The organism is Vibrio olivae, assembly GCF_042428525.1.
Classification (GTDB): Bacteria; Pseudomonadota; Gammaproteobacteria; order Enterobacterales; family Vibrionaceae; genus Vibrio; species Vibrio olivae.
Genome location: NZ_JBHMEP010000001.1, coordinates 623,993 through 640,934, shown reverse-complemented (window position 1 = coordinate 640,934; position 16,942 = coordinate 623,993). Strand labels below are relative to the sequence as shown.

Genomic DNA, 16,942 nt, shown 5'->3' with positions numbered 1-16,942 from the left:
TCAACAATACTGTTAATTTATAGCTTTAAGGTGTGTTTTCCGTGAGAAATTTTTGCTTTTAGATAGTTTTCATTACCATCTTTGAGATGAGCAGCCGTATTGACGACATCAACAATCTCAATACCGTTCTCTTGCAAATCTTTCACTTTCTTAGGGTTATTGGTCACTAAGCGAATTTTTTTGACGTTCAAAGCTTGTAGCATTTGCGCCGCTTCAGTGAACTCTCTTAAGTCATCACCAAAACCGAGGTGATTATTGGCTTGATAGGTATCCATTCCTTGGCTTTGCAGCTCATACGCATCAATTTTATTGTATAGCCCGATGCCACGACCTTCTTGACGCAAATAAAGAATGATTCCGCCAAGTTCGCCCATACGCTCGATGGTTTCCTCTAACTGCTCACCACAGTCACAGCGAGATGAATGAAACACATCCCCTGTTAAGCATTCTGAATGCATGCGCACTAATGGCACGTCTATCGTCGAATCTGCATGTTTAAAAATGATGGCTACATGTTCTTTGTCGGTTTTAAGGCCATTAAATGAGAGAATTTCCGCCTCAATGTTGCTTTTCGCTCCGACTTTAAAGTCAACTCTGGCTCTTACTTCCGCCATATTTACACTCACTTGAAATCTATAGGTAATTGTTGTTCTTGTTATCTAACTGAACGCCCTGTAACTATGGGGATCAATACTCCGAAAATCAATATCTCGATCACATTGTTATAATATAACAATTTATTCTTTAGGCAATAAAAAAACCCCGATACGTTTGAGATATCGAGGTTTTCCCAGTAACTACTGGTGTGAAACTTAGTGACTCAAGCAGCAAAAAATTTTTCGTTTCAATGCGACTGCTTTTTCTTCCACATACACAATTCCACCCAAATGTGTTCAAGTTCACGGATTTCTTCTTCCGTGAGCACCGATAACGTTGGTTGTGAATGCGGCAACGTGTAGGCTTGCAATGAACTTATTTGCGCATAAAAGTCTTTTTTTAGCTGTGTCACTATCGATTCCACTGACATACCCTAAGTCAACCGTTACAATGAGTAATTAATATTATTTATTACAAATAATACTAGATTACATTTTTGATGTTTGACAAATAATATTTTATGGAATGTTTATCACATTAAATATTTACTGCTCTTTGCCTACTTAATCAACATATAAAGTCTGTCGCCGTGTTTGTTAATCCTAACATCAACAACGGGTGTGATCTTAATTCATCAACGTTCAATCTCCCGTCTATATCCGATTAAAATATACTCAGGATAAACTCACGACCTGCCGAGAGAGTATTCACAACCCCTTCTAAAAATTTACTGATTGTCAACATAGGCACTCAGTTTAACACTATTAAAAGGATCAAATGGAATAGTATGTTGCTTTAGGTGGATCTTTAGAAAATAAAAAAGCAGCCTTAGCTGCCTTTATTTTAATTATTCGCGAAAACCAATTTTTACCTGACCGTGAGAATCAAACCATAATGCTTCTTTCCGGCGTCGTCCGATCAATATTGGACCGTCATCATAGAAGAGGAAATTCTTCCAATATTTTTTAAATATCGACCATTTTGTCTCAATCACATTATATTTCTCATAACAGAAATAAACAGTCACATCGTCTTGCCATTGAATCGCATCCATCACTGCTTGAGGTAAGCTTGGCTCATCGGATTCCCACTCACTCATCCAGTCGACACTGAGTGGCCAATTACGCTCTTTGGCTGGCCAGTCTGATGAACTTAGTCTTTCTGAATCAGGGCTTTGTGCACTAATTTGTTCTTTCCAGAGCTGCGCACTACGTGCTTGATCCATCGGCTTTATCAATACCCAGTCTTGCTCAGGAACTGGCATTGACGGGTGAGTAAAAATCCATTTTCTTTGGTATTGTTCCAAAGGTAAATAAGACATTCAGTCTCCTTAATTTGCTCTTAACCAGCCGTTTTCTACCGCTTGGTCAATCATCTTCTTCGCATATTGCCATAGGGCTTCAGAGCCCAATTCAATCTTGTTATTCATCGTCATTACTTGATGACGAGAAATACCATGCTCTTGCCAACTCTGCCCTTGATTATTGAAATTCAGTAACATCGGGATCAATCGATCCAACGCTTTGGCAAATTGTGCATCAGCGCTTTGTGCCTGTTCAAATTCAAACCACAACGCTTTCAATTCACGAGCTTGATCATCGGGCAATAAGCCAAACAATCGCTCGGCAGCAAGAGACTCTTTCTCAGATTGCTGCTCGGTCGCCACCGTGTCATATAAAAACGTATCGCCAGCATCGATTTCTACTACATCGTGAATCAAGAGCATTTTGACTACACGGCTAATCTCTACTGGCTCATTAGCGTGCTCTTCAAGCAATAAGGCCATTACGGCAACATGCCAACTATGTTCGGCACTATTTTCCGCACGGCCTTGTGCCTCTTTTACTCGCGTACGACGCAAAATCGACTTTAATTTATCGAGCTCTAAAACCAGTTGTATCTGCTTGCTCAAGCGCTCCATTATTACTTTTCTTTAATCCATTCAGGGTTCGTCAACGAAGTTAATATATGATCTTCCCATTGATCATCGATCAACAAATAGTTTTTGGCGATTCCCTCTTTTTGAAAACCATTGCGTTCGAGCACTGCCGCACTTTTCGCATTCTTTGGCATATAGGCTGCCATTAAGCGATGCATATTTTGCACTTTGAACATATAGTTAACAGCCATCGACAACGCCTGTGTCATAATTCCTCGGCCTTGGGCTTTTTCACCTAGTGAATAACCCACATTACATGCATAAAATGGAAAGCGACTTAGGTTACTAAAAGAGATGGTTCCGAGCATTTTTCGAGTTTGCTTTTCCTGAATAATTAAATAATACCCTAAGCCCATTTTATGCAGTTCACTCAGCTTAATTAAACGCTGCGTCCAACCATCCACACGATAAAAAGCGGGTTCTCTTTTCGGTTCCCACGGTTTTAAAAAATCTCGATTTTCATTGAAATAATCAACAATCATAGCCGCATCAGTAACCTCTGCTGTGCGTACAATGATCTGTTCATTGTGTTCGTAGACTTGAGTAGGTGTACTTAATCTTTGCATTATTTTTTTCTTATTCCATATTCACGCAATTTATTGGCTATCGAGGTATGAGAAACATTCAGTCTCTTGGCCAATTTTCGGCTCGAAGGAAAAGATTGATATAAGCGCTCAAGTACTTGAGATTCATATTCCTTCATTATCTCATCCAATGGACCTTCAAGATTGAGGTTCGCTCCAATTCCGCTACCACTATCCACTTGAGGCAGGTGGAACAGATCAGCACTCAACACATTCCCTTCTAATTCCGTCAACGCACGCAATACCATGTTATCTAATTGGCGCATATTGCCAGGCCAACTGTAACTGCTCAATTGGTCAAGCAAGTTATCATCCAATACTGGTTTTTGAATTCCTAGCTGTTTCATATACTTACCGATAAACAGCTCAAGCAATGGACCAATATCGTTCAGGCGCTCACGCAGTGGAGGAATGCTCAAAGTCAACACATTGAGACGATAAAATAGATCCTCTCTAAATGACTTGGTTTCCGCGAGCTCAGCGAGGTTATGCCGTGTGGAGGCAATCACTCGCACATCAACATGGATTTCGTGCTCTTCCCCAACTCGGCGAAAAGTCCCATCTTGTAAAAAGCGCAGCAATTTGATCTGCAAATGAGGACTCATTTCACCGATTTCATCGAGAAATACCGTACCACCATCCGCTTGTTCAAAGATGCCTTTTTTACCCTGTTGATTGTTAAACGCACCAGGTGCGTGTCCGAACAATTCTGTCTCTGCGACATCGTCTGGCATTGAGGCGCAACTCAACACCAAAAAAGGATGCGAGCCGCGTACCGAACGATTATGGCAGGCGCGGGCCATCATTTCTTTGCCAGTGCCAGTTTCACCTTGTATCAATAATGGCTGATCAAGGAAGGATAGCTTTTTAGCTTGGCTAATCAGAAGTTTATGACGATTTGATACGCCAACAAAATGTTCGAATCCAAGCGCATTATGCAGAGGTAAAGCATCATCAAAGATATTTTTTTGTTCTGCGGCGCGAATGATCATCACGGTGCTGGCGAGAATGGATTCGGCACTTTCACTCGAGATGTACACAGGCATACACTCAGCAACATAATCCAAACCGTTGATGACGATGTTTTCTCTCTGGCGGGTTATCGGCCCTTCAACCCATTTCGCGAAATTGAACATCGGGATTAGGCTACTAATTTGTTGGCCAAGAACTTCGCTTTCCTCGAGACTCAATAAACTCAGGGCGGCATGGTTTGCCATATCCACCAGCCCTTTGAGGTCAATCGCCAATACAGGGTCGGGAAGATTATTGAGTAGCGAAATCAACTCGGTGTTATGACGCTCCATCGGCATAAAAGGAATACGACGGACATCCTTTACGCCATCAATTCGTCGAATTTCTGCCATGAGCGCACTAAAGGTATCAAAGTCAATATCAGGGCAGTTGAGGTAAATGATGCCAACCACATCAATTTCAATCCCTCGTAAGTCGATATTTTTCGACGCTAGAATATCCAGCAGCTCGCGAGTCAAGCCTAGCCGGTCTTCACAAATCACTTCTAGACGCACAAATAGGTTCCTAGGTTAGGTGTCAGGAAAAGTTGACAGTAGTTTCTATCAAGCGCCAGTAAGCGTCAAGCGAGAGTAAGCGAAGCTGTGTTGTTAAAGTCACTATTTCACGGTAACTGATGTTATTTTCGACACGATTTGTTTACGAATCGCGCTGAGCTTCACTGCCCTTTCCGGTTTCCAAGGAATTGGGCGAAGCAGCCCCATGGCTTTTAACCCTAACCGAGCGGTTAAAATGCCGACCCCGACACCTTGCCCTGCTCGTGCCGATACTTTCCCGGCGAGATCCATCGACATCAAATCCATTCCCGCATCCACCGCTGCTTCACTCACGCCGGCAAACGCCATATTAGCTAACACGTTTTTAAACAGCTTTAACCGCGACCAATAACCCAGTTCGATGCCATACTCTTTGGCTAACTGGTTGATCATCGCCAAGTTACGCCAAGCAACCAATAGCATGTCTGCCAAGGCTAACGGGCTTACGGCAACCAGTAACGCAGATTCGGTCGCATGCTTAGTGACAATGTCACGGGCGCGTTTGTCTTGTTCACTGACAACCATCGCATCATACATATCCACCACTTCACCATCACTATGCGTGGCGCTAATTGTGTTTATCCAGCGATCATAAGCGGGAGATTCAGGCAGCACACCGCCCTCTTTTGCTAACTGCTGGCAAAAGCTTTTCCCTTTTCCGATGCCATCACTCTGCAATAGCTCTTCGCTTTGTTGCTGGATATCAAAATGATGGCGTAAGGTGTGCAGTTTCCAAAGCTCTTTACCCAACGCACCAACACCAAGAGAAGCCACTGCGGTGATTAACCCTGTCCAACCCAAAGAAAGCCAATCTTGTTGCTGCCATGCTTGGTAGACCGAGGCTACAGCCTGCCAACCGAGTAACCCGGTAAACGCAGTCAGTAATACCGTGCCGATGCGATTTTTATTTTTACTCGGGCGTATGACTTGTTCAATTTGAACGCCATCCTGGTCTAAGGACGGATCTTGAATATCGACAGGTACAAAGCTCGTTTCAGATTCAAATCGCTGCTGGGCCGTTAATTCAACTTCGGGTTCAGACTGGCTTTGTAGCTCTTGCTGATAAACGCGTTTTTTCTTTAAATCACTCATCGCAATTTATCTCCTATCAAATACTCCAGCGCCTTATCTAAACGGATATGGCGCAGTGGATGATCCGCTTCTACGGGCATAGGACGAAAAGACGTATATTCAAATCCATTATTCTGCCAATAGTCTGCCGCAGGCAGTTTTTCTGGGACATCGCCAGGAAACAGCGTTATTGATTCACCTTGTTCACTCACCCCTTGAATCGCTGGGTGAGACTCACCTTGCTGATTAATAAACCCCGCCTGCGTCGCCTGAATCGATGCAATGCTCATACAACTCATATCAATATTTTCATAGGCAGCGGTTTGCCATGCTGGATGAACCATTTGCTTAAGTAGCGAGGTTAAGTGCCCGTGTTGATCAGGCGTCACATGATCTGCCTTAGTCGCAGCAAACAAAATTTTGTCAATTCGCGGTGCAAACAGGCGACGTAACAAACTGCTTTTCCCATACTCGAAGCTGTGCATGATTTGCTCTAAAGCGCCGCGCATATCGGCAAAAGATTCGTGCCCCTCGTTAAGTGGAGTAAGGCAATCAACCAGCACGATTTGGCGATCAAACGTCGAAAAGTGGTGTTTATAAAACGCCTTTACGACTTTTTGTTGATACTGCTTGAATCGCGCCTTTAACATTGCATAGTGGCTATTTTTGGTCGCGTCTTTCCCTTGAAATTGGCAAGGAAAAAATTGCAGCACAGGCGCACCATCAAGTTCACCAGGTAACACAAAGCGCCCTGGTTGAACCCAGTGCAGACCGGCTTGTTTACAGGCATGCAAGTAGTCCGTATATAAACGGGCAATCGAAGCCAACTGCTTTTCATCCGCTTCCGCATTAAGGTCTAATTGAGCAAGCGCTTCCAGCCATGGTTTGGCAAGAGTTTCACGCGTTCCAGACAAAGCTTCAAACTGCGTGTTCGACCAAGTATCGAAATCCATATCAAGTAAAGGCAAGTCCAATAACCATTCGCCCGGGTAGTCAATAATGTCAATATTCAACGTTGACGTTGCACCCAATAAACGCTTCGTTTTGCGTTTTGGTCGATACTTGATCGACAAGCGAATTTCGCTTACGTCACGTGTTGGTTCAGGCCACATTGGCGGCTGCATTTCAAGCTGAGCCATCGCTTGATCATAGCTAAATCGTGGCACCATCATGTTCAGTTGAGGGACGCGCTTAGCGCCCACTAAACGCTTATCACGAGCAGCAGTTAATAAGGGCAAGTTATCATGGGTTGATGTGTGCAACAGTTGATTAACCAAAGAACTGATAAACGCCGTTTTACCAGCTCTTGATAAGCCAGTGACCGCGATTCGTACATGCGAATCTAGTGTGCGGTTGATAAAGTCATTCACTTCTTGGGTAAGATTGACCATGTCGAATTCGATTTCCTCGCAGGTTAAGAATCTAAGGCAATGGACAATGAAATCGCTGATTTCATCCTAAACCGGCAGTTTAGCCATCACAACCTTAATCAAAGATGAATAAAAAAGCCTCTGAAAATCAGAGGCTTTGATTAAGATAATCGAGTTAATCGTCTTCTATCAACTTATAGATCACAAACAAAGTGATTTCTAAGAATATCCATAATATACAAGTCATGGTCACGTATTTGTTATCAAAGACACTGATCCCATGAAGAATTAAGTCATAGCCAACGAATGCCCCTACGACGACCGCAAATATGATCTGCAAAATTTGAATAAAGCGAGGCATGACCTTCTCCTGCAACTGAATTTAATGAGATATAAAACCAAACTAATACCTAAGTATATAGACAAAAAGTGCCGCTTGCGCGGCACTTTTGTCAAAATTTGAGCAATAAAATCAGCACTTTGATGCAATCTTAAATATGTTACGCATCCATTTCAGCAATTTTTACTTTCCAAGTATCCGGACCAATTTGATGAGCATTGGTACCGCGAGCATCCACCGCAACTGTCACCGGCATATCTTCGACTTCAAATTCGTATATCGCTTCCATACCTAGGTCTTCAAATGCCACAACACGCGCTTTTTTGATCGCTTTTGCCACCAAATAGGCTGCGCCACCAACCGCCATCAAGTAAACCGCTTTGTGATTTTTGATGGATTCAACGGTTGCTGGGCCGCGCTCCGCTTTGCCAATCATGCCTAAAATGCCGGTCTTATCAAGCATCATATCGGTAAATTTATCCATACGAGTCGACGTCGTTGGACCTGCAGGGCCAACCACTTCATCGCCGACCGCATCCACAGGGCCAACGTAGTAAATAAACTTACCTTTTAAATCCACACCCTCAGGTAAGCCTTCACCACTATCGAGCATGCTTTGAATACGCTTATGCGCCGCATCACGTCCTGTCAAAATCTTACCTGACAGCAGCACGGTTTCACCCGTTTTCCACTCTTGGACCTCTTCCTTAGTCACACTATCAAGGTTAACACGACGTGTGTTAGCCCCCGCTTCCCAAGTGATGTCTGGCCAATCTTCTAGTTTTGGTGGCGTTAACTCAGCAGGGCCTGTGCCATCCAATGTAAAGTGAATATGGCGCGTCGCAGCGCAGTTGGGAATCAAACACACCGGTTTTGATGCTGCGTGAGTTGGCGCAGTTTTAATTTTGACGTCGACAACCGTGGTTAACCCACCTAAGCCTTGTGCGCCAATACCCAATTTATTCACGCGATTAAAGATATCCAAACGCAGTTCCTCTTCTGCGTTACTCGCGCCTTTTTCAATAAGGTCTTGAATATCGATATCTTCCATCAAGGATTCTTTAGCCAAAACCGCTGCTTTTTCGGCTGTACCGCCAATACCAATCCCAAGCATTCCTGGCGGACACCAACCAGCGCCCATGGTCGGCAAGGTTTTTTCCACCCACTCGGCGATATCATCCGATGGATTGAGCATCACCATTTTACTCTTGTTTTCACTACCACCACCTTTGGCAGCGATTTGAATATCGACTTTGTCTCCCGGCACCATATTGATATGAACCACCGCAGGCGTATTGTCTTTAGTGTTGATTCGCTTGCCTGCTGGGTCCATCAAAATGGAGGCACGTAGCGGGTTGTCTGGATTGGTGTACGCTTGACGTACGCCTTCATCAACCATCTGCTGTACCGTCATATCCGTTGCATCCCACTGCACCCCCATTCCGATATTGACAAAACACGTGACGATACCCGTATCTTGGCAAATTGGTCGATGGCCTTCCGCTGACATTCGAGAGTTGATCAGGATTTGAGCGATAGAGTCTTTCGCCGCTTGGCTTTGCTCGCGATGGTACGCTTTTTCTAGGGCTTGGACGAAATCTAAAGGATGGTAGTAAGAAATGTACTGCAACGCATCAGCAACACTGCTGATGACATCTTGCTTGCGAATAACCGTCATTGCTTGCCTCGTTATTGTTATGCTTCCATTGGTCGGCACATTCTGCAGGCATAATGAAATTTAACAATAATCAACAATGACACTGCCGGGCAGAAGTAGCCGCTTTTATTCTGGTTATGATACTCTTGCTTTCCCAAACACGCCAATGGGCGAACGATTTCTTTGTCACAAATTAAACAAATGAATAACAATAGCCAAAAACCGATTCAAATCAAATCGCTCCAATATCAACGCGATCTTGCTGTCACCACGTTTTCAACCATAGAACACCTCAACTGGGCAATGCTATTACGCTCCGCTTCAAGTGCTCACATCGACAGCCGATTTGATATTTTGGTGGCCAATCCGCTCGCAACACTGGTGACATTTGGTCAGCAAACCACCCTCACCCAAGACGGTCAAACCACAACGTCAACAGAGGACCCGTTCACGCTACTTCAACAAACGCAGGATGCGCTGCTCGGCGATATTGAATTTCATCAATTAGACCTGCCGTTTGTCGGTGGCGCTGTTGGATATTTCGCGTACGATCTGGGGCGCCGAGTGGAGTCGATTCCCGAAATCGCAAGCCACGATATCAACGCCCCCGAGATGGCCATCGGCTTGTATAATTGGGCGCTGATTGTCGACCATCAAGCCTGTACGGCGTATATCGTAGGGCAAGACGTTGAGCAACATGCGCATTGGTTATTCGAACAAGTAGCCACGCCTTGCGCTGAGTTTAAACTCAACTCTGATTGGCAATCGAATATGTCGCCTTGCGCCTACGCCGATAAATTTAACTCAGTACAGCAGTATCTGCATGCCGGAGATTGCTACCAAATCAACCTCGCTCAACGTTTTCGCGCTGAATATCAAGGCAGTGAATGGCAAGCGTATCAAGCACTTGAAGCCCACAATCTCGCTCCCTTTTCAGCGTTTATTCGTTTGGAGGACACCGCAATCATCAGTGTTTCTCCAGAACGTTTCATTCAGTTAAATCAAGACACGATTGAAACTAAACCCATCAAAGGCACACGTCCTCGGTCCACCGATCCTGTGGCAGATAAAGCCAACGCCGACGAACTGGCCAACGCACCCAAAGATCAGGCAGAGAATTTGATGATTGTCGATTTACTGCGTAACGACATTGGGCGTGTGGCAACACCTAGTAGCGTTCAGGTGCCAAAGCTGTTTGATATTGAAAGCTTCCCTGCCGTGCATCACTTGGTCAGTACCATCCGCGCTCAATTAGATACGGGCTATCGCCCAGCGGATCTGCTGCGTGCAGCATTTCCTGGAGGATCCATTACAGGGGCACCTAAAGTGCGCGCGATGGCGATCATTGAAGAATTAGAGCCACATCGGCGCAGCGCTTATTGTGGCAGCATCGGTTACATTAGCCGTCACGGCCACATGGACACCAGTATTACCATTCGAACCTTAGTGGCTCATCAAAATCATCTGTATGCTTGGGCAGGAGGCGGTGTCGTTGCCGACAGCCAATGTGACAGTGAGTATCAGGAAACGCTCGATAAACTGAGCCGTATCTTACCGATTCTTGATCAATATCGATAACTTATGTGAACTCCGCTTGGAGCATTAGCCTCGGTTTTTCGGTAACCCATTCAGTGTTCAAGAATTCATGATTGGCTACCGAATTCACCCCCTGCGCGGCACAGTTTGTCTATGCTTATTAGAAAGTTACTCTATCATGATGATAATTTGTGGCATGATAACCGAATAAGGAGCACATTTTGGAGAGCACCATGACTCGCAGTGATCTGTTACAACAGTTTCAACTTCATCCACCGGTTGCCTATCACCACCATGCAATTGCTCGAGTCTCTCATATCAAACCGCAAGAATTAAGAAAAGCGGCGGTTTTGATAGGGTTTGTTGAGCGAGATAATGGGCTAAATGTCATTTTTACCAAACGCGCTGCACACCTTAAACATCATCCCGGCCAAGTCAGCTTTCCCGGCGGAAAATATGAACCTTATGATGACGATTTATCAAGTACTGCCCTGCGAGAAACACAAGAAGAGTTAGGTATTGGTCACCATCAGGTAACGATATTTGGTCAGTTGCCGGAACTGGCGACGATTAGCCGCTTTACTGTTACCCCCTTTCTGGCCTTTGTCCGTTCAGATTACCAGCCTCATATTGACCACAATGAAGTCGAGCAATTGTTTGAGGTGCCTGCGGATGTCGTGCTCGACCCAGAGCAACTGCATAGCCATCACTTTCGTATTCGCGGTCAACACCATACGGTTTTTGGCTTTAATCATGACCAACATTTTATTTGGGGCATGACGGCGCAAATCATCCAAGCGCTGCAAAAACAGTTCGCCTAGCCATTTGCTATCGCTCGTAGACAAGTCGTCTCGGTAAACGGCAGGTCATTGCAACTAAAGTGATTTTCTTTGGTCAAACTTTCTGCGAACGCGAGGCTAACCCGTGAGTCATTCCTCCGTTTTACGTTACTTTACCTATATTTACACTCAGTTCTCTTTGTCTTGTTCGCCCTACGTTGTATAAACAATACATCAATGATGTGCGCTGTTACGGCGACATCTCGACTTCAGATTACAGACATCATTAAAAAGTAGATTATGAATAAAAAACTTGTGGTGATTACCGTGGCTTGCCTGATTGTGGCAGCAGGAGCCAGTTATTATTTTTTTAAGCCTTCCGAGGTAAAAACCAGTTACGCTTCTGAACCTGTTCATCGTGGGGATATTGAAAATACCGTTCTCGCCAATGGTATGCTTCAAGCGTCTAAATTAGTCAGCGTTGGTGCGCAGGTCTCTGGGCAGATTGACGAGCTTGCCGTGCGGTTAGGTGATGACATTGAGCAAGGCGACCTCGTTGCGCAGATTGACAGCCTAACTCAGCAAAATAGCCTCAAAAACGCACAGGCTTCTCTTGGCAGTTTGCAAGCTCAATATCAAGCAAAACAAGCGCAAATCAAGCAAGCGACCTACGAATACCAGCGTCAAAAAAATATGTTGTCAGCCAAAGCCAGCTCACGCAGTGATTACGAAACGGCAGAAGCTAACTTAGCCATTTATAAGGCGGAGTTAAAACAACTGGATGCTGAAATTGATCAAGCTATTATCAACGTTGATAATGCCAAGCTTGATCTCGGTTACACCACCATTACTGCGCCTATCTCCGGTACCGTGGTTTACACCGCAGTAGCCGAAGGCCAAACGGTTAACTCAAATCAAACCACCCCGACCATCATCGAGATGGCCAATCTGGACGTCATGACGGTAAAAGCGCAAATATCAGAAGCCGACGTTATACATGTTCAGCCGGGGCAAAAAGTGTATTTCACGATTCTTGGTCAACCAAACAAACGTTATGAAGGGACACTCAAAGCGATTGAACCTGGTCCTACTCTGATGGATGGCGACGATAACGACCTTGAAATCAGCGACAGTGATGCCGTGTACTATTACGGGCTGTTTGATGTGCAAAACCCAGATCGGGTTCTTCGAATTGGCATGACCGCGCAAGTATCGATCATTTTAAATCAATCGAAAAACGCACTTTTGGTGCCCGCGCAAATCCTCAAATCCACGCCTAACGGCTATCAAGTTCCGGTGCTCAGCCAAGGCCAAGTTAAATATCGTGACGTCAAAGTTGGGATCAATAACAAGATCCAAGCTGAAATACTCTCTGGGTTGAAAGAAGGTGAGCAGGTTGTGCTTGGAGAAACCACGCCAGGCGGTGGCGGTTCAGGACGCCGCGGCCCAGGTATGAGGTTCTAATCCATGAGTAATGCGTTACTTTCGATTCACAATATTACTCGTACCTTTCCTGCCGGGGACGAAACGTTAACGGTACTCAATAACGTTAGCCTCGACATTCAGCGCGGTGAGATGGTCGCTATTGTCGGGGCGTCTGGCTCAGGTAAATCGACGTTAATGAACATTCTTGGCTGTCTCGACCAGGCCTCGTCAGGCAGTTATTGGATAAACGGTCGGGATACTTCCACCATGAGCGCTTCACAGCTCGCCGAGCTGCGCCGTGAATATTTCGGGTTCATATTTCAACGTTACCACTTACTAGGAGACTTAACCGCGCAGCAAAATGTTGAAGTGCCCGCGGTTTATGCTGGTGAAGAAAAAGGCAAACGTTCACAGCGAGCCCAAGAATTACTCAGCCGACTTGGCCTTGATGAGCGATTGGACCATAAACCCAACCAATTAAGTGGTGGTCAGCAACAACGCGTATCTGTTGCTCGAGCACTCATCAATGGCGGAGATGTGATTCTCGCCGATGAGCCCACTGGCGCACTGGATAGTAAAAGTGGCGAAGAAATGATGACGCTGTTGCAAGAACTGCATCAGCTTGGTCACACCATTATTTTGGTCACTCACGACCTTAAAGTCGCCGAGCATGCCCAGCGAATCATCGAAATTAAAGATGGTGAAATTCTCAGCGACACCATCAACGACAAGCAAGTCACACTCGGCAGTCAAACTCGCCTTGAACACCGCACGCCCAAGCAGACTGGCAAAATTCGCCAAGCGTGGGATAGCTTTGCCGAAGCGTTGAAAATGGCGATGCTGGCGATGTCTAACCATAGGTTGCGAACGTTTTTAACCATGTTGGGCATTATTATTGGTATCGCTTCGGTGGTTTCCGTGGTGGCATTGGGGAATGGCTCACAGCAAGCGATCCTTGCCAGTATCTCGTCAATGGGTACCAACACTATCGACATTATGCCCGGTAAAGGGTTTGGCGACCGCCGCTCAGGCAGAATACGGACCTTGACAGCCAATGATGCTGAAGCGCTGAAAACCCTGCCTTTTGTTGACAGTGTGACACCGTCCGTCAGTACTAGCGCCACGCTGCGAATTTCAAATCAGGCCGTGACTGCCTCAGTAGGTGGTGTGGGACCGGAGTACTTTCGAGTTCGAGGCTATGAACTGGCGCAAGGTCAATATTGGGATAGTGCCAGCGTGGACACACTCGCCCAAGAAGCGGTGATTGACGATAACACTCGCAAGGAGTTGTTTCCCGAAAGTTCTCCGATTGGCAAAGTGATTTTTGCCGGTAAATTGCCCGTGCGTATTATCGGGGTCACCAAGCCAAAGGAAAGCGCATTTGGCAACAGCGATTCTTTGAACTTATGGCTTCCTTACACCACGGTCAGTGGACGTATGGTGGGCCAAAGTTACCTCGATAGGATTTCAGTTCGGGTGAACAACCTAGCACCAAGCGATGCAGCCGAACAGGCGATCATTCGTTTGCTCACCATGCGTCATGGCACTCAGGATTTCTTTACGATCAATACCGATACCATCCAGCAAAATATTAAGAAAACTACGTCAACGATGACCTTACTCGTGTCGATGATTGCTGTTATATCCCTCATTGTTGGCGGGATTGGTGTCATGAATATTATGCTGGTCTCCGTCACTGAGCGCACACGTGAAATTGGCGTTCGCATGGCGGTCGGCGCTCGAAAATCCGATATTCTGCGCCAGTTTTTAATCGAAGCCGTTTTAGTGTGCTTATGTGGCGGTGTCATTGGTATCGGGCTGTCTTATGCCATTGGTGCCATTTTCGCCAGCACTGGCGGAAGCTTTAATATGATTTACTCAACAACATCAATATTGTCGGCTTTCATCTGTTCGACCTTAATTGGCATTGTGTTCGGGTTTATTCCGGCGCGCAATGCTGCGCAGTTAAACCCTGTTGATGCCCTAGCCAGAGAATAAGACGACACGTGATGACCATGAAAAAAACACATATCGCGACGTTACTTGTCGCCACTGTATTGACGACAGGCTGCGTTATGCGCTCAGAATATCAAGCGCCAGAGCTTGATATGCCCGATACCTGGAATCAATCCACCAGCACTCATTCTGTATCGATTGACCAGTGGTGGACTCAATTTAACGATCCGGTACTGAATCAAATTATTCAGCAAGTTCTGGCCAAGAATAATGATTTAGCGATAGCCACCCTCACGCTTCGCCAAGCCAGGTTACAAGCAGATTTAGGCCGAGATGATTTTTACCCAGACACCAGCTTGAGTGGTTCGGGAACGCGCTCAAAATCCTTAGACAGCGGACAATCATCCACCAGCTATAATGCAAGTTTAGGCGTCAGCTACGAGCTGGATTTGTGGGGCAGAGTATCGGCGTATGCTGACCAAACAAAATGGACAGCAATGGCCACGGAACAAGACCGAGAAGCAACCGCACAAAGCTTGGTCGCCACCACCGCGACACTTTATTGGCAAATCGGCTATTTGCACGACCGGCTCGCTCTGGGCGAAGAGAACATTCGCGCCGCACAAGAAACACTCAACATGAGTGAAAACCAATATCAAAACGGCGCAGTATCAAAAGTTAATGTTCTTCAGGCCAAGCAAAGCCTGGCGGCTCTGCAAACTCAGCAAAGCCAATATCAGCAGCAGTTAGTGGAGGCACAAAACGCATTTGCGATTTTATTCGACCAAGCCCCGCAGAGCGCTTCGTTGCTGATGAATCATCTTCCCAGTACGCCAATTCCGCAAGTAGCGGTTGGGATTCCATCAGACTTGTTGGCGCGCAGACCCGATGTCAAAGCCAAACTGTATGAATTGAAAGCGGCTTTAGCCAGTAAAGACCAAACTGCGGCCGCCTATATGCCATCGTTGACACTCACTGGCTCTTTGGGTGGCTCATCAAGCGCTCTGCATAACTTGTTGACCGATCCCATAGGCACGCTGGGCGCAAATCTCGCTCTGCCGTTTATTCAGTGGGATGAAATGGACCTAAACAAGCAAATTGCTGATGCTCAGTATCAATCTACTATCATCGATTATCGACAAACACTGTACGCAGCATTTCAGGATGTAGATAACGCGCTATCCTCAAAGCAACAACTCGCCTATCAGTCAGAGCGGTTGCGTGAGCAGTACCAAAGCGCAGAAGAAGTCGCGCGTATCTATGATAATCAATATCAAAATGGCGCGATTGAATTTCGTGATTTGTTAGATGCACAAACCGACGAGCGCAATGCCAAAGCCAGCGTATTGCAAAATCGCTATAACCAATATGTTGCCATGGCGACGCTGTATCAGGCACTGGGCGGACAAGACGTCATGCCAGAAACAAAAGAAGGTGAAGCCTTTGATTAGCTTCACCTTCTTCGGTGATGAATCGTGTTTATTAAGGCGAGTGATTACTGGCCTTGATAAACACAACCTGCGGTGCAAGTTTCTTTAATCTCTACTTTACTCAGCAGTGATAGGCTTGGTTTTAGCTGCTGCCAAATCCATTTCGCTAACACTTCACTGGTCGGATTCTCCAATCCTTCGATGTCGTTCAGGTAATAATGATCAAGACGGTCATAAATAGGCTTAAATGCGGATTTAATTTCTGAGAAATCAATTACCCAACCGGTATGGGGATCCACTTCCCCTTCCACGTAAAGACGAACAAGAAAAGAGTGTCCATGCAGGCGCCCACACTTGTGTCCCTCTGGAACGTGCGGCAAGTGATGCGCAGCTTCAAACATAAACTCTTTATACAATTCGGTTCTCATTGTTGCTCTCGGGCTCGGAAAAAAGAGACGCAATAGTAAGGAATTCCCTTATTCGGTACAAGGGGAGATAAACCATTCAAGCGCCAAACCAACACCTAACATAAAAAGCAACAAAAGCTTATTCCAAGGTAGCCAAGTGAGAGCATCAAATTCAAGACTGGGAATAAAGCGAAGATAAATCGAAAATTTCATCAAATGCACAGAAATTTGCTACTCAAAACGTGATTAAAGGTTGAAGCTCCCAAATTGACAGGTAATATGTGGC

General features: G+C 45.6%; 16 protein-coding genes. 5 read left to right on the top strand and 11 right to left on the bottom strand.

Translation table 11 applies throughout. The features are described from left to right. Window positions 1-17 precede the first annotated feature (17 nt). From ACFFUV_RS03000 to ACFFUV_RS02955, 10 genes are all read right to left on the bottom strand, one after another. Window positions 18-614, bottom strand: a complete 597-nt coding sequence (locus ACFFUV_RS03000) for a GTP cyclohydrolase II (RefSeq protein ID WP_390189565.1) — start codon at window positions 612-614, stop codon at window positions 18-20. 230 nt (window positions 615-844) lie between these two features. Then, window positions 845-1,027 (bottom strand): hypothetical protein, encoded by a 183-nt coding sequence (locus tag ACFFUV_RS02995; protein WP_390189564.1) that lies wholly within the window; start codon window positions 1,025-1,027, stop codon window positions 845-847. A gap of 417 nt (window positions 1,028-1,444) precedes the next feature. Further along, a complete protein-coding gene (locus ACFFUV_RS02990; RefSeq protein WP_390189562.1) occupies window positions 1,445-1,918 on the bottom strand; it encodes a DUF2947 domain-containing protein in 474 nt (157 codons plus the stop codon). Between the two features lie 9 nt (window positions 1,919-1,927). Next, entirely contained in the window at window positions 1,928-2,518 is a 591-nt protein-coding gene (locus tag ACFFUV_RS02985) for an HD domain-containing protein (RefSeq protein ID WP_390189559.1), read from the bottom strand. Between the two features lie 2 nt (window positions 2,519-2,520). Next, window positions 2,521-3,102, bottom strand: a complete 582-nt coding sequence (rimJ, locus tag ACFFUV_RS02980) for a ribosomal protein S5-alanine N-acetyltransferase (protein WP_390189557.1) — start codon at window positions 3,100-3,102, stop codon at window positions 2,521-2,523. Beyond that, entirely contained in the window at window positions 3,102-4,646 is a 1,545-nt protein-coding gene (gene tyrR, locus ACFFUV_RS02975; protein ID WP_390189556.1) for a transcriptional regulator TyrR, read from the bottom strand. Before tyrR ends, rimJ begins: the two co-directional genes overlap by 1 nt. A gap of 102 nt (window positions 4,647-4,748) precedes the next feature. Continuing rightward, complete coding sequence (locus ACFFUV_RS02970) at window positions 4,749-5,777, bottom strand: YcjF family protein (RefSeq protein WP_390189554.1); 1,029 nt, start codon at window positions 5,775-5,777, stop codon at window positions 4,749-4,751. Beyond that, the gene (locus ACFFUV_RS02965; protein ID WP_390189553.1) at window positions 5,774-7,147 is read right to left on the bottom strand and encodes a YcjX family GTP-binding protein; all 1,374 of its coding nucleotides are present in this window, start codon (window positions 7,145-7,147) and stop codon (window positions 5,774-5,776) included. Before ACFFUV_RS02965 ends, ACFFUV_RS02970 begins: the two co-directional genes overlap by 4 nt. A gap of 154 nt (window positions 7,148-7,301) precedes the next feature. After that, a complete protein-coding gene (locus ACFFUV_RS02960; RefSeq protein ID WP_390189552.1) occupies window positions 7,302-7,487 on the bottom strand; it encodes a hypothetical protein in 186 nt (61 codons plus the stop codon). Window positions 7,488-7,626: 139 nt separating this feature from the next. Then, a complete protein-coding gene (locus ACFFUV_RS02955) occupies window positions 7,627-9,144 on the bottom strand; it encodes a fumarate hydratase (protein WP_390189551.1) in 1,518 nt (505 codons plus the stop codon). 180 nt (window positions 9,145-9,324) lie between these two features. Between ACFFUV_RS02955 and pabB the strand changes: the two genes are divergently transcribed. The 5 genes from pabB to ACFFUV_RS02930 all read left to right on the top strand — a co-directional run bounded on the left by pabB (window position 9,325) and on the right by ACFFUV_RS02930 (window position 16,270). After that, window positions 9,325-10,701, top strand: a complete 1,377-nt coding sequence (pabB, locus tag ACFFUV_RS02950) for an aminodeoxychorismate synthase component 1 (RefSeq protein WP_390189550.1) — start codon at window positions 9,325-9,327, stop codon at window positions 10,699-10,701. Between the two features lie 191 nt (window positions 10,702-10,892). Continuing rightward, window positions 10,893-11,480: a CoA pyrophosphatase gene (locus tag ACFFUV_RS02945; RefSeq protein ID WP_390189549.1), complete on the top strand. Its 588-nt coding sequence runs from the start codon at window positions 10,893-10,895 to the stop codon at window positions 11,478-11,480. Between the two features lie 258 nt (window positions 11,481-11,738). Then, entirely contained in the window at window positions 11,739-12,902 is a 1,164-nt protein-coding gene (locus tag ACFFUV_RS02940) for an efflux RND transporter periplasmic adaptor subunit (RefSeq protein ID WP_390189548.1), read from the top strand. 3 nt (window positions 12,903-12,905) lie between these two features. Beyond that, the gene (locus ACFFUV_RS02935) at window positions 12,906-14,861 is read left to right on the top strand and encodes a MacB family efflux pump subunit (protein WP_390189547.1); all 1,956 of its coding nucleotides are present in this window, start codon (window positions 12,906-12,908) and stop codon (window positions 14,859-14,861) included. A gap of 17 nt (window positions 14,862-14,878) precedes the next feature. Beyond that, window positions 14,879-16,270, top strand: a complete 1,392-nt coding sequence (locus ACFFUV_RS02930; RefSeq protein ID WP_390189546.1) for an efflux transporter outer membrane subunit — start codon at window positions 14,879-14,881, stop codon at window positions 16,268-16,270. Between the two features lie 44 nt (window positions 16,271-16,314). On the opposite strand, the gene queD is transcribed toward ACFFUV_RS02930, so the two are convergent. Continuing rightward, entirely contained in the window at window positions 16,315-16,677 is a 363-nt protein-coding gene (gene queD, locus ACFFUV_RS02925; RefSeq protein ID WP_390189545.1) for a 6-carboxytetrahydropterin synthase QueD, read from the bottom strand. Between the last annotated feature and the right edge of the window lie 265 nt (window positions 16,678-16,942).